10 protein-coding genes are annotated in these 14,639 nt (G+C 49.4%); all 10 read right to left on the bottom strand.

From position 1 onward, the window contains the following. Positions 1–28 precede the first annotated feature (28 nt). Entirely contained in the window at positions 29–1,150 is a 1,122-nt protein-coding gene (tnpB, locus tag BLW59_RS07270) for an IS200/IS605 family element RNA-guided endonuclease TnpB (protein WP_081348438.1), read from the bottom strand. Between the two features lie 4 nt (positions 1,151–1,154). After that, positions 1,155–1,565, bottom strand: coding sequence for an IS200/IS605 family transposase (gene tnpA, locus BLW59_RS07265; RefSeq protein ID WP_081348443.1), 411 nt, complete (start codon positions 1,563–1,565; stop codon positions 1,155–1,157). Between the two features lie 117 nt (positions 1,566–1,682). Then, a complete protein-coding gene (gene rsmH / locus BLW59_RS07260) occupies positions 1,683–2,792 on the bottom strand; it encodes a 16S rRNA (cytosine(1402)-N(4))-methyltransferase RsmH (RefSeq protein WP_074697253.1) in 1,110 nt (369 codons plus the stop codon). 118 nt (positions 2,793–2,910) lie between these two features. Next, positions 2,911–4,437: an adenylyltransferase/cytidyltransferase family protein gene (locus tag BLW59_RS07255; protein ID WP_074697252.1), complete on the bottom strand. Its 1,527-nt coding sequence runs from the start codon at positions 4,435–4,437 to the stop codon at positions 2,911–2,913. 3 nt (positions 4,438–4,440) lie between these two features. Continuing rightward, the gene (locus BLW59_RS07250; RefSeq protein ID WP_074697251.1) at positions 4,441–7,230 is read right to left on the bottom strand and encodes a LicD family protein; all 2,790 of its coding nucleotides are present in this window, start codon (positions 7,228–7,230) and stop codon (positions 4,441–4,443) included. A gap of 309 nt (positions 7,231–7,539) precedes the next feature. Further along, entirely contained in the window at positions 7,540–9,336 is a 1,797-nt protein-coding gene (locus BLW59_RS07245; RefSeq protein WP_074697250.1) for a hypothetical protein, read from the bottom strand. A 14-nt stretch (positions 9,337–9,350) separates the two neighbouring features. Further along, entirely contained in the window at positions 9,351–11,657 is a 2,307-nt protein-coding gene (locus BLW59_RS07240) for a hypothetical protein (protein WP_074697249.1), read from the bottom strand. A 28-nt stretch (positions 11,658–11,685) separates the two neighbouring features. Continuing rightward, a complete protein-coding gene (locus tag BLW59_RS07235) occupies positions 11,686–12,819 on the bottom strand; it encodes an acyl-CoA reductase (RefSeq protein WP_175463378.1) in 1,134 nt (377 codons plus the stop codon). Positions 12,820–12,856: 37 nt separating this feature from the next. Then, entirely contained in the window at positions 12,857–13,948 is a 1,092-nt protein-coding gene (locus BLW59_RS07230) for an acyl-protein synthetase (protein ID WP_074697247.1), read from the bottom strand. Positions 13,949–13,952: 4 nt separating this feature from the next. Further along, positions 13,953–14,630 carry a GNAT family N-acetyltransferase gene (locus BLW59_RS07225; protein ID WP_074697246.1) on the bottom strand — a complete coding sequence of 226 codons (678 nt, stop codon included), beginning with the start codon at positions 14,628–14,630 and terminating at the stop codon, positions 13,953–13,955. Between the last annotated feature and the right edge of the window lie 9 nt (positions 14,631–14,639).

Raw genomic sequence — 14,639 nt, 5'->3', positions numbered from 1 at the left:
CCGTGTGTCCCACGGTACTGACTTTTGTTTAGGCGCTCTGCTTTTCTTCGAGTGCCCTACGCAATATGTTTATTGCGGCATTGGTATCTCGGTCATGGTGCGAGCTACATGCAGGACAAGTCCAATCCCTGATACCAAGATTTTTAGTTTCCGTGTTCTGATAGCCACATTCAGAACAGGTTTGACTAGACGGGTAGAATGTATCTACCTTCAGAACTTCAGAGCCATGCAATTCTGCCTTATACTCAAGCTGACGGAAGAACTCAGACCAGCTTACATCTGATATAGCACGAGCCAATTTATGGTTCTTCAGCATATTCTTGATTTGCAAGTGCTCTATGGCTATAGTTTTATTCTGCCTGACCAATGCAGTTGATGTCTTGTGCAGGAAGTCCCTGCGGATATTGGATATACGCTCATGTACTCTGGCAACACGGATTCTGGCTTTGCCGCGATTTGCAGACCTTGGCATTTTTCGAGAAAGCTTTCTTTGCTCTCGAACCAACTTTCTAGTCAAACACCGCAGGATTCTGGGATTGGCAACAGTATTTCCATTGCTGTCTGAATAGAACTCCTTCAAACCTACATCAATGCCTATTTCTCCGCCGTCATTGGTCTTGAGCAAACTTCCCCTGTCCAATTCTACGCACAAAGACACAAAATATTTGCCAGAAGCAGCACGGCTGATCGTAGCATTGAGGATTCGCCCGTCAAATTCACGGCTCTGCTTGATTTTCACAGCTCCGATTTTTGGCAGTTTAATTCGATTCCTTATGATACGGATACCGTTTCCCTGATTCCTGGTGCGGTAGGATTGGCTATGGTTATGCTTAGACTTGAAGCGTGGGTATCTTGATTGGTGCTTGAAGAAATTCTGGTATGCTATATCGAGATTCTTCAAGGACTCCTGCAATGCCATGCTGTCCACCTCTTTCAGCCAGCCATACTCCTCATACTTTTTCAAGTTCGTCAGCATAGCACTGGTCTGAATGTAGGTTACGGAATTGTGGTTTGCAGTCCATTCATCCCTGCGAATAGCGAGGAAATGGTTGAACACGAATCTGCAACAGCCTAAGGTACGGTTAATCAGTTCCTGCTGTGCATGGTCTGGATATATCCTGAACTTGAAACCCATTGTGTACGTGTCCATTTTCTCACTTCCTTTGCGAAGTTTTCTGATTCTCGATATACTGCTTCACTATGTTTAGCGGAGCACCGCCAACAGTAGAGCAGAAATAGCTGTTTGTCCACAAGCTTGGTAACTTAGTAGTAAGCCATGGAAATTCCTGCCTCAAGATACGAGAGGTCTTCCCTTTTATAGTTTTTACGGCTTTGTGTATGCCGAATTGAGGGTGAACCTCCAGCAGAAGGTGTACGTGGTCTGGCATGATTTCCATTTCGATTACATCGACCTGGATTTCTTCGCAGATTGACTTGACCAGCTCCTTCAGTCTGGTGTCAACGCCATTGACAAAGACTTTTCGGCGGTATTTGGGGCAGAACACAATATGGTATTTGCATGAATATACTACATTGTGACTCGAGTGGTATTTGATTTCTCCCATATTCATATTATACCACCCTAAGGAAACTAATACGACACTATCTAGGTTGTCTGGCTTCAATTGCTTACGCAAATTCGCCAGACACGCCTTATATCCCCATAGCTGAAGCTAGGGGTTTTACGACGGTTTGGATAAATCATCGGCTCGCACGGCCCAGCGCAATTTAGTAGAATGGGCCCGGGGATTGGCTCTGCATTCTTCCCTGCCAGGCCGTACCACCTCATCTGCCACCTCGCTGTACAGGCCCTGCTGCCTGAAGGCCTTGAAAGCTTTCTTCACAATGCGGTCTTCTCCGGAATGGAAAGTAAGGATAGCCACCCTTCCTCCCGGAGCCAGGGCATAGGGCAGTTTCTCCATGAATTCATAGAGCACCTCATACTCATGGTTGATATCTATGCGCAGAGCCTGGAATACGCGTGTGGCGCTTTTCTTCACCATTTCCCGGCGGGCAGCTTCCTGCTTCTTGCTGCTGTAGCCTGTGCGCTCGAACACCTCTTTAGGCAGGTCAATCTTTGCCAAAGCCATTGCTACTTCATCGTAGAGTTCTTTCGTTGTCCGGGGGCATTTTCCCTTTTTCCTGCTGTTTATGATCTGACGGGCAATTTCCTCAGCATAGGGTTCATCAGCATTCTCATAGAGCATGCCCACCAGTTCCTCCCTGCCCACTTCAGCCAGCCGCTGGGCAGCGGTAAGCCCTGCCTCAGGATTCAACCGCAGGTCCAACGGCCCGTCGGCCTTATAGCTGAAGCCACGTTCCGGATTGTCTATCTGCATGGAGGACACGCCAAGGTCTGCCAGAATGAAATCAAAAGCCCCTGCTTCTTCTGCCAATTCATCAATCTGGCAGAAGTTCATATTCCGAAGCTCCCAAAGCTCAGGTCCAAAGCCCGCCTCGCGAAGGCGCCTCTCAGTCTTGGCCGACTCAAAGGGGTCAATATCCCCACTGATAAGATGTCCCTGCCCCTGCAAGGCCTCCAGCATAGCCCTGGTATGGCCGCCATAGCCCAAGGTTGCATCAAAGCCCTTCTCCCCGGGCTTGATGGCCAGCACCTCCAGTATCTCCTTCACCATGATGGGAATATGCATCCCTGCAGGAGTATTGCCCTTGGCTATCACATGCTCTATCTCCTCGCCGTACTTCTCCGGCTGCAGTTCCTTGTACTTCTCCTCGAAGCGACGGGGATACTTGCCGCTGTAGTGAGGACGGCGCTTATGGGTCTCGGACATTTGCTTACCTCCAGATTCTTTCTTATGTATTGGTAGATATTACTACATGATGCAGGAAAATACAAGGACACCTTGCAATATAAAAGGCAGGCCATAGCCCGCCCCGCATAAAACTCATCTATATCCAAAAAATCATCTCTTCGCCAATCCTCATAGCCTTCAATTCGCTGCGTATCTCGAGCATTCTGTCCCGATTCTTGACAGCAATCACCACCTGCTCAAAGCCGCCCTCCTTTAGCCGCTCTACTGGTTCTACCGGCAAGCTTTCATCTTGCAGCTTCTCAGCCTGCTTATCAATCCAGCAGACTACTTCTTTGCCCCGCACCTGCAACAACTCATATAAGTCACGCCCCATACGGCCTGCCCCATACAGGGCAACCTTGTCTGCCAGCACTCCCACCGGGTATCTGTTGGCCAAGCCAAAGGGCAGGAATTCCTCATCAGGCAGTCCGGACAGAGTATCCAGGGAAACATCCTCCCCCTGCAAGCGACGCAGCCGCAGCCCCCCTACTGCCAGCTGCAGGGAGACATCTTCTTCATGCTTGGCCATGAGTTCACTTTCCCTGCGGGTAAGGGCCGCTCCGTTGTAAAAGACAGTCTTGATGCCCAGATCCCTGGCCTTGCCTATATCCGAACCTTTATTGTCCCCCGTGTGCACCCAATGGAAGATATCCAGATGCTCCCGCTGCCTGACCAACTTATAGCCGTTGCCGCTCCACTTGCCCTTCCGCATATCTGCTGAGGAATAAATAGGAATGTCACGGAATACTTCATCCACCGTCACCAGCAGGGAGCGGATTTCCTTTTCTCCCAGGTACATGTCTGAAATCAGGATCACCCTGTGACCGCTTGCCAGCAGTTTCTTCAGTTGCCCCATGTTCTCTTCAATGCCCACGAGATTACGTTCTTCAAGCTCAAGCTCCAGCCTCATCAACCCCTGCAGCAGCTCCTCGCTCAGCCCCTCTGCCTCTCCCAGGCATTTATAGATTTCCTCAAAGGTTATATCCTCCCGGCTGTCCTTCTGCCAGCGCTCCCGCGCCACCCGCTCATAATACCAGCGCATGTCATAGAAGCCCTTCCGTACCCGCCGGGACAGCCCCGGCAACAGAGTCGCATCTGCCAAATCTTCCTGCATAAGAGCAAAGATGCCCCTAGGGGTAGCAACTTTCCGCGTAACCAAGGTATCAAACACATCAAAGGACATCACATCATCTTCGTGGTAGAGAATCCTTTTTTTCAGTTCCTCCCGTATGCGGGTAGAGCTGGTGCTTTCCGTATAGGGAAAGAACTCCACCTCCGAGCCACGCTCATGAAGAGCGGATATCAAAGGCCCCCAGTTCCCATGGTCATCCCCGCAGAAATGGCAGTCAAAAGGATGCTCCTCCCAGATTTTCACCTTATCATCATGACCCACATCCACACGGATGACTTCATCTACATATTTGCAGGCGCCTACCAAAGCCGCCCGCTCTTCATAGGGCACATATGGCTTTGCCCCCTTGTAGACTTCGTTCAGCTCATCAGACACCACCCCTGCTATGAGATAGTCACAACGCTCCTTGGCCCGCTTGAAAAGATTCAAATGCCCCACATGAAAAAGGTCAAAGGTACCCTGCACATAACCTCGCCCGTACTTCTTCAACACCCCTCACCTCTCCTGCTCATCTTCCAAAATCCATTCTTTTTCCTGAACATAAATTTTGTAGTCCGTCAGCCCCATGCTCTCCAGCTGCTTGCCTATAGCCTTATAGTGTATGCTGCAGATAATGAGGTACAATTGGCTTCGCGGCATATCCAAAAGCTTTTCCGGCTCGACGATCTCCACCCCGTGCCTGGTGGTGCCCCATTTCTTTGCGTCGTTGTCTACGATGAAAGCAGGCGGGTAGGCTCTCCCCCACTTTTTCATATAGTCTTCGAACATGAAGCCGCCTCCGAAGAGCACCACAGTCTTGCCCTCTGCCCCCTCGAAGAGCTTCCAGAGCATATCCCGATAGCGGGTATAGGGCACATCGGGATTAAAGATGCCCAGATGGTGTGGCTTGCGCTTGGACATGGGAGGAAATTTCATGTAATCCCTGCCTGCAGTCAGCTGCAGGCATTTTTTGTACTCCTTAGGAGCCTTTACCCTCAGGGAGCCGAAGGTGAGATCAACCCCATCTCCGAAAAAATCCCGCTCATAGATTCCCGGCATGCCACCACTGGTAAAGATAGCAAAATACTTTGAGCTTTCATCAATATCCCTTAGGAAAGCCTCCTTGAGCTTTCTCCGAAGGAAGCTATGTGGCAAGAGACAAGCTAAGCCCTTATGCAATTGACGCACTAAAGGCGGCATATACCTGCGCGGCTCTCCATAAATCTTGGCATAAAGCAGATTTTGCCAGAAATGTATGCATCTGGCTTTTTTCTTCACCTGCTTTTTATCCGAGGAGCAGAAGTCCAGGGGCATGATATCCATCCAGATGCCCAGATGGCAGTCATGGCCAAAGTCCTCCCGCCCTATGCCAGTGGTAGCATCATTTCTGAGACGGGCAAATCCGCCGAAAAAGGTATCCGAATCATTGTCCATGGTCTGCAAGAAATACGGCGCGGGGAATTTCTCCCCCAAGGCCAGCAGACGATCATAATCCTCCCTGGGCATAACCACATCCGTATCATCATCCCAGGGGATAAAGCCCCGATGCCGTACCGCCCCCAGGAGGGTGCCGAAGAATACATAGTAGCGCAAGCCATGCTCCCGGCAGAACTCGGTAAAGGCTCCCAAAAGCCCATACTGCACCTGCCAGATTTTCCGCATCTTCTCCGACACCACATACTCCGGGCTGTACTCCTCGTCAATGCCCAGGAGCAGGCTGTTTAGGCGCATTTGTTTCTTGTCCACTTGCAGCCACTTATAGAAGTGACGGTAGAGCTTATGCTGCCGCACCTCCGGCAGGAAGCGTCCATTTTCCTCCTCCACAAAGACCTGCCACATTTTCTCCGTGATGCCAAATCGTTCCATAAGAGATTTACGAGGCACCCTCTTCTCCAGTTCCGGGGTAAAAACGTAAGCATAGTGGATAGCACGGAAGAGCACATACTTGGCGGGGTAGTCCTCCCGCACATACTCCTGATCGAAAAAGAGGATTTCTCCCCGGTCAAAAAAGGCGTTAAGGGGGATAAGCTCCAGATAGGCCTTCCTAAGAATCGGTTCCCAGGGCTCATCAGAGCAGGAACCGGCACCCGGGAGAGCATTATCCGCCTTTGCCAGATGCTCGGAAGACTGTAATATATATTCCCACAGCTTATCAAAAACAGCTATGAATTCCTCTTGCGGTGCGTCCTTCAAATAGGCAGACAGCATAGAAGCTTCTACCCGCTTCATCTGCACGGCTCCCCCCTGCCACCAGCAAGCCAAAATAGGCAGGCCCCGGCTGCGCAGTTCCGCTGACTGTGCCGCCAGCATCTGACCATAGGCCTGTCCCTCAGGGAACAGGGGCCGCTTCACCGCCCGGCCGTCACTATAGAGCACTATAGCCAGAGCCTTTTCCCTGCCCCTGTCACTGGAAAGAGCGGCGTAAACAGCCCTGGAAAGGAACTCCGGCTCCCTGGCAATCTCAAGCAGGAAGGAATTGGCAAAGAAGGGGAACGCTCCCCCCTTGATGACCTGGCTATAAAGCCCTGCCTCATCGGCCAACAGGGTCTTATTCTGCGGATGGTATAAAAGCAGCCGCTCATTGAGATTGTCCTCAGGCAGATATTCGTCCGTATAGACAAGCTGCGGCAGGCGCCAGTCTGGCAGGGGATAATAGCATTTCACCGCCCCTGCTCCCCCCTGTCGAACGGTTGCCAAGAGTTCCTGCCGTGAAAAAAGTCTCCACCCCTCCCGCACCTGCGGGCTATTTATCCCTGCAAAGGGACGCCCCGTATGCCTTTCCGGCTCCCCGCAGAAATACCTGAGCCCCAGCCTGTTGTCTATCGCCAGCAAGAGCCTGCCCCCAGGCTGCAAAAGCCCCAGCAGGCACTTCACCATCCCCACCGGACCGAAAAGTCCCCCAAAGGAAAAGTCCTCTGAAACCTCTTCCAGTCCTCCTGCCAGCACGATGTAATCAAACTTCTCCTGCAAAGACTGCACATACTCACGCCAGTCCTCCTGCACCACTGTGAGCCTGTCACTCTCCCCGCAGCGCAGGCGCAGTCCCTCAGCCCTCAGTGCATCTTCCTCCACCGCAGCCACATGACCGCACCTGCGGCAGAAAAGCTCCGTCAGCCTGCCAAAACCAGCCCCTAGTTCCAGCAGGCGCCCCTCCGGCGAAAAATCATACCAGCCCAAAAGCCCCTGACCATAATCAGACAGTTCTTCAAAGATGCCAAAGCGGGAATCCTGCTCCAGGACAGATGCATAGCCGCGTCCCTGCCCTGATTTTATGTAGTTCAGTATATCCTTGTCCAACTCGTGCATAATCTGTACCTCTTGCTTTGATAAGTTTAGCTTCAACTACCCAATACGGCATAGCCTTCTTTGGAAAAAAATGCCGTATCTTAGCAAAAGCTTAATGCCTCAGCAGTCTTAGTACTGGTACGATGGAGGCTTGCTTCTCACCCAACAGCACTTTACAACTTTTAACAAAATAAAGATCGCGTAACGAATCCTTACAGACTTTCAGAGTATACTGCAGTTCCCAAGGGACCAATGTTCCACCTATGACCTTATCACGCTTATCCACTTTTTGTCCTCCTATATTGGCAACGGTTGTTTATAATTGAGGATTCATGGCCAAGGGGGTTCCATCCAAAGGATTTTGTTATCAGGCACTCGCATGCACTGCAAACGCTGTCTGATTTCCTCTGCCATATTTTTCTTTAAGACTGCAATAACAATGGCCTCAAATGATGTATCATATTCCAATATCGACTCAACTGGAGATACAGGCATATTCTCTAATATAAATTTCTCTGCATTTTCATCCACCCAGTCAATTACCTCATGCCAGCCATCATCCTGCAGTTTCTTATACAGACACCGTCCAAACTTTCCTGCACCATACAAAGCAACCTTTTGCGGCAATAGACCAATTGGATACCGATTAGCCAGACCATAAGGAAGTGTTTGTGCATCAGGATGAAGTATATCCTCCACAGTGTATGCACGTCTCTTTTCTTCACTATATGCTGCCATTGCCAGCAGGCTGCGGTTCTCCTTAATTCCCCGTCGAGGTTTATTGGCCCAATCATAGATAGTCGCATACCTATCCCAATTCCTCACGTCTCGTAAAAATTCCTCGCAATCCTGTTTCTGCAGCAAAAGCCAAAGCTTCTCCAGATGGAAATGATTGATTACTTTTGACTGTGCCACATATTGCTCCGCTTCCGGATAGAATAGATAAAAATTATAGATAGAACGATAGAGCATATATATGGCAGGGCAATTGTGGAAGCAATATTCCTGATCGAAAAAGACAAACTTCCCTTCATTATAGAAGCAATTCAATGCATTCATCTCCACATAGGCTCTTTCAAGGACTGGCCCCCAATCCTCTGTTGGAGCTAAGGATAGCCATATATTTTTTCCTGAAGATACATGTGCAGATGACTTTTGGATAATTTCCCAGAAATGCCCCCACAGTCTCATGTATTCGGCGGAATCTTTCCTTATGCTTATCCATAACTGTTCCATCAAAGTGGGAGCTTTCATAAACTGCATCCAAAGGGTGTCATCAATATAACGCATGTTGACAAAATCTACGCCATGCGTTATCAAATCATTTGCTGCCTCCATCAGCCTCTGAAGATGCCTTCTGCCTTCCTTAAACATACAAGCTTTCTTTACTCTGCCATCACTATAAATGACCGTAGACAGGGAGCGTTCTTTACCACGATCTGATGTGAATGTTGCAAAAATGGCCTTGGAAAGACTCTCTCTCCGTCTGCTACACTCTACTAGGAAAGCATTTGCCGCGAATCTAAAACCATCGTTCGCTACTGCATCCCGCAAAATTTGATATTCATCTGCTATCAATGTGGCAGAACACTGTTGCAATCTAATCAAGCGCTCATCAAGCTCTCTGCCCGGCAATTTGGTATCACTGTAAAGGAGCTGTGGCATCTGCCAATCAGGGACCGGATAATAAACGGAGTAAAACTGGATACCGCACTTTTCCATATATTCCGCTATTTCTGCTCTTGTGTACGCTCCATATCCACGTTCTAGTACCTCAAAGGGCAGCTGCCCATCTCTTGCTTCACCGGCAATTCGTCTGGCACCATAGCGATTATCGAGCGCAAGAAGGATTACCCCATCCTCTTTTAACGCTTCCAATAGAGATGGCAGTTGTTCCATCAGCCTCCATTGTTCTCCTGTGACCAATATGTAATCAAATAATTTTTCTTTACTATTTCTAAGAGCTTGTTCTATCGTAACAGCCTGGACAAGGTTGCCATGACACCGCCATGGCAGAATTTCTTTTGCAATAGCCTGACCTTTAGAAATCAGTAGTATATCTGCCTCTTCCCTAAAATCATACCAACCAAAAGTTCCTGCCCCCAATTCATCGTGACCAAGATTCATATTAATTCCGCCCTCTAGCTTAAATAGTCACTTTCCGTAAAGAAATCATAAATTTTTCTCTCTTCAATCCCCAAAGCGAGCAGTTCGCGCCTTGCTTCCTCTGCCCAATTGCGCTTCACAATGGCCAGGAACAGCACGTCAAAGTCCGTGCCCTTAAGTGACAGTGCATTGCCTGTAACAGGCAGTCCCTGAGCCTTTTTTTCCGCAAAATTCTTATCCACCCATCCGACAACTTCCACCCCAGACTGTTTTTTTATGTATTCATACAGCCTTGTTCCATATATTCCGGCCCCGTAGATCACAAATCGCGACCCCAAAAAACGAAGTGGGAAATCCTGCAAAAGTCCGACTCTCTTTCGCTCGGGCACCAAATCACGTTTCCATATGGACTTGAAACGATTGGTAACAGCATATGCACAACGTCGATAGAACGCTATCCTTCTCTGCTCGGGCAATGCACATCTGGCAATAGAAAGCTCAAGATCGGCTCCCTTATAATACTCTTCCCAGACATCCAGTCGATGCAGCAGGAAAATGTTTCTTATATCCTCCCTTGATAATAGGGGTGCGAACACACTGACGGTATCCTTTCTGCCAAAATGATTATAAGGCATATCAACGATATACCGAATTACATCTTCCTGCACATAGTTCGAAATTTCTTCTATATATCTGACAATCGCCGCCAATTTTACCGTATCCTTCACATTTGCATATTCAGCATACAAGCGGCAAAAAGCAAGGCAGCCCTCTATATATTCTTGATAGCCGTAATCTGACAAAATGCAACCTGCATCATCCAGAAGTACCGGCTCCCAGACACCAGCCCTGCATTCGTACTTTTGTGCAGAGCCATGCAAGGCACGCGTCAAAGGTTCAAGAATCATGCTATTTTTGAGTGGCCCAGGCAGGAAGACCATATATTGACATAGAGGATTATCCGGCCACATACGGTAAATGTTGAAATAAAAGGATTTTATAGGATGTTCGTAAAAAAACATCATGCAGGCTGACAAGCACTGCTGTGTAAAGCCGGTACCATTTATTTCCACAAAGGCAAACGCATCGTCACTTGTATCAATTTCCTGCTTAAGATACGCTATTACGCTTTCTCTTTGGCTGCGATACTTTTCTCTGAGCATAGAACGGAAATTATCATCCCGGCAAAGTTTTCTTGCCACAGCAATGCGTCCGGCCGTAGTGAACTTTTCATCCACATCCAGCCCTGAAAAATACTTTTGAAAAACTTCGGCGCTAATTCCCAAGGCACCAGCTAAAGCACGCAGATTATTTGCATTAGAGTATAAAATCACTAAACGCAAAGATTCTTCCGTGCCATCAAAAGAAGGCATTCTCCACGCTTTTCTAGAGCCATAAATATAATATATTTTAAGTGGCAAACTCCACGCTTTGATTAGGATATCTGCCATCTGCTTCAATATATATCCGTCACGGGCAATGAAATACAGCCTCTTGATGCCCTTGCGTAGGGAAGTTTGAAGCAGCCATTGCACATAAACTGTTAAGAGCGTTCCTCCTAAAGAATTACCAGCAGCTTCTGCTATCGATAGATTATTCTTTCGTTCTATTAAGCTTTTTGTGATACCAGTGCAGCATTGCAGTGTGGCATCAAAGGGAAATTTAGCCAGCAAATCCTGTTCCAATCGTGGCAATTGTCTAAGATCAAATTTCTCAAATTGCATGCCGGCTTGCTTCAACCATACCTCACAGGGATACGCTACTGTTGATTTATGTCTCCAGCCTTCAAAATCCTTCCATCTGTGCTCGTCTCTGAGCAAAGCAAACAAGCTTCCGCTTGAGGAACGCTTCTTGTAATCCACAGACAAGCAAAGCCTTATTTCCCCAAATATGGGATCTAATTCTTGTAGCCATGGACGCAGGACTTCCTCCCCCAAAATAGAGTCTGCTACTATAATCACAGGCGTATCAGACTGCAAATCCTCCTGCAAATGCCCTATCCCTACATCCACAAGGCGCAATTGCTCTTTCCAAAGAGCAATTTCCATATTGAGTATACCCTGCATTTGTTTCTCAGAAATAAATCCGTTCAGTAGGATTGCCTGATAAATTTGTTCTAAAGAAATTTCCTGCACACCGGCTTTAACGTAAGTGTTAAGTGCTAAATTTACAGCTTGTTTCCGATATATGCAAAATTGCTCCACAAAATGTGGAGCTAACCTCAGAGTTTGATTTTCTTCCAGCCTACTCTGCAAAATGCGGATAACTCCGTCAAAGCTGCCTGTTTTCCAGTCAATTAGCGTCCCGAACAAATCATAGCTTATGAGCTTGTCCCCAGCCATCCTTGCAATCACTCCCTTCAATGCTTTGTCAAGCCTTGGCTATGATGCGCGACATGGACAAAATAAAATCCTGTCCATCCCACACTGGCCCCATCTCTGCTGTACGCCCTACCGGCACAATCCTGTCAACGCCATAAAGCCCATGCTGGCATACAAACTCTTGTAGTTTTCCAAGTTCAAGACCATAATAAGAGATAGTCTGGCAATGTTCATCAGTCAGCGTCACCAAAGGATCAAGTGTTTCTGCAACATACTCGTGGAAAAGACCGCCAGCAGCTCGTAAATCCAATAACTGCTTAGTCAGCTCGGGGATTTCTATGCGCACGATACGGTTATCTGTCATAGGTTCATGCATAGAGCCGGGCACCTCCACACCGGTGCGGCAAACAGAAATCAGCTTGTCTACCGCCACAACAGGTTCTACCGGATAGCGCTCCCTGATATTCGCCCAAACCGCTTGCCAAAAGAGTGACTGAGCCTTTGTGACAATTTCCCGTTTCCCAAACCAATAAATCAGTCTGGGGCTGGAGCAGGCGTTCTGGTCATAGAGATAGGTGTCGTTATAAAAGTCTTGCGCCAGCTGGGGCAAATCGGCCTTCAACACCGCCGCCGCATCCAGCACTGCCAGGGAATAGCGGTCAGCAAAGGTCAGCTCCAGCGCCCTTGGTGGCAGCGGCGCACGGCGCACGGCTTGGATGGTCTGATCCCCGCCCCAGATAATACGCAGGTTGCAGCCCGCAGAGAGTGCCTCCGTCACATCCTGCCGTTCCCTTGGATAAGAAACCACCGTGACATAGGGACGCAGGGACGCATAGGCTTCCTGCATGAGGACACGGTTCATGGCCTCGGTCACCAGCCTGGTCTGCACGAAATCCTTGGAGGAGGCCTTGACAATGCAGGAGTTTCCGGCCAAAAGGCCCATCACCAGAGTATAGGCAAAGTTGATGGGTACATTGCTTGGTGCTATATGAAAGGACACGCCCCGGCCCAAGCGTTTTCCTTGGTTTTTATATTGCTCGGACAAACGCTTGATATTTCCCCTGCGGCAGAAGAAGGCGAAGGTTGTCACATCGGAATAAGCACGCACAGCCTTGTCATGCAAAAGCAGCCTTGATGTCTCTTCCAAAAAGGAACAGATCTGTTCGTCGAAAATTGGTCGCACAGGCGGGCGGTCTCCCTCTAGGCTACCGCAGTATAGCTTAATGTCTTTCAAGTTTATCTGCATAAGTATCGCTGCACCCCCTCAGTTCTGCCTGCTTGACACGTCCCAAAATCTGGAAGTACCTGCCCTTGCGCCCGCAGGGGCAGTCATCCTCGCCTAAAATAACACCCTCATCCTCGGTTAATATGGCATGACCTGGATAAGAACCAGGCAGCACCGAAACCAGCTCTATAAGCCCCCGCTCCCCCTGCGGCTGCAGAGACCAATCTAGGGGATTGCGTATCAGCACCTCGCTGAAATTGCTGGCATGCATATGCCCGTGCTCGCAAGTCACGTAGACACTGCCCAGCTGCTCAGCCATGCCGTAATAGTTGTGAACAGAGCTGATGCGACAGCGCTCCTTCATTGAACGCTGATAGGTCGCATCATCAACGGCCAGCTCCTTGAGCTTCTTCCAGCCACCGATGTGGAAGAGCTTTGCATTGTCCTCGAAATCAAGACTCACGCCCTGCCGCTGCAGTTCCATATAAAAATACTGCCATATCATAAAGGTGTAGCCAAAGAGCAGCTTCGGCTCTCCCCTGTGCTTTTCAAGAAAAGTTTGCACCGCCTGCAAGTCCAGCTGCATATCACCATCCAGAGCATAGGTGACATCCCTGCCAAAGATGGAAAAGCCCAAAATGCCTGCCCCCCGTGCTCCGAAAGATTTGCGGTCACGCAGGGTAGCCTTGGAATCAAGAATCAGCAGCGGCACCCGCTTCTCCCCGATATAGGAGGCAATAATATGGTGCAGCACCTTTTTCTGATTTTTAGATGTCTCTGCGTCCAGCGCGATACGGCTGACCTGCTGGCCGCTGGTGCCTGAGCTGGTCATGGTAGTAACGATGTTCTCTTTGGGCACACTATGCAAATAATATTCCTTGAAGAGACGCACAGGCAGGAACGGAATGTCAGCCAGGCCCTGCGCACTGGCACTTGCATAGCCCAGCGTGTCCAGGATGCGTCCATATTCCAAGCAGCCCTGCCTGTGCTTTTCCGTCAGTTCCCGCAGCATCTCCGTCAGCACAGACTCTTTTTCTGCCTGAGACAAGGCGTAGGGTGGCATCCCCAGCAGTTGCTCCATATCCATAAAATCAGTTCTCCCTGCAGTCCTTAACATATAAATCCCGTGGATGATAAAAATTGGCTTCCAAACGGGCATAGAGATTCATCACATCCGTATTGGCCGCTGAAATACGTCCCGTCAGCAGGCGTTTGCTCGCCTCAACGGAAAAATCCGCACAAGCCCGGTAAAGCTCCACTGCCGCCCCGGTCTTCTGGTACTCCGGCAGGACACCGGCCAGATAGACCTCATAGGCAGAATCATCCTCCCGCAGGAAGGCGCAGCCTGCCAACTGACCCTGATAACGGCACTGCAGCAAGGGCATGCCCTCCGCCTGTGCCACTCCGATATAGTAGTCTATTAGGCGGTTCGCCAAATTCTGCTCATAGCCCCGCCCCAAATGCATGCGCCTGTCCCGGGTGAATGCTGTATGATAGACCTGCTGCAATTCCTCAACCTCAGCTGCGCCCACGCCCGTCTCGAAACGCATGCGCTTTGGCTTCTCGGGCAGCTTGTGCAGCAAGATGCGGCAATCAAGGAAACGCTCCAGGAAGTAAAACCCCTGCTCCTCCAGCCAAAACTTCTCCTCCGTCTGTCCGGGCTCCAGCCAGCACTCAAGAAAATCTGCCTGGCAGGACAGCAGCTCTTCGCGCTGCTCCGGCAAGGACTCCCAGACAGCGCAGACCACACCCTTGCAATCTCTTACCATATCTGCTGC

Origin of the sequence: Selenomonas sp. KH1T6 (genome assembly GCF_900108415.1) — a bacterium.
GTDB classification, from domain to species: Bacteria; Bacillota; Negativicutes; order Selenomonadales; family Selenomonadaceae; genus Selenomonas_B; species Selenomonas_B ruminantium_A.
The sequence above is the reverse complement of the archived record's forward strand: the minus strand, read 5'-3'. Positions and strand labels throughout refer to the sequence as shown.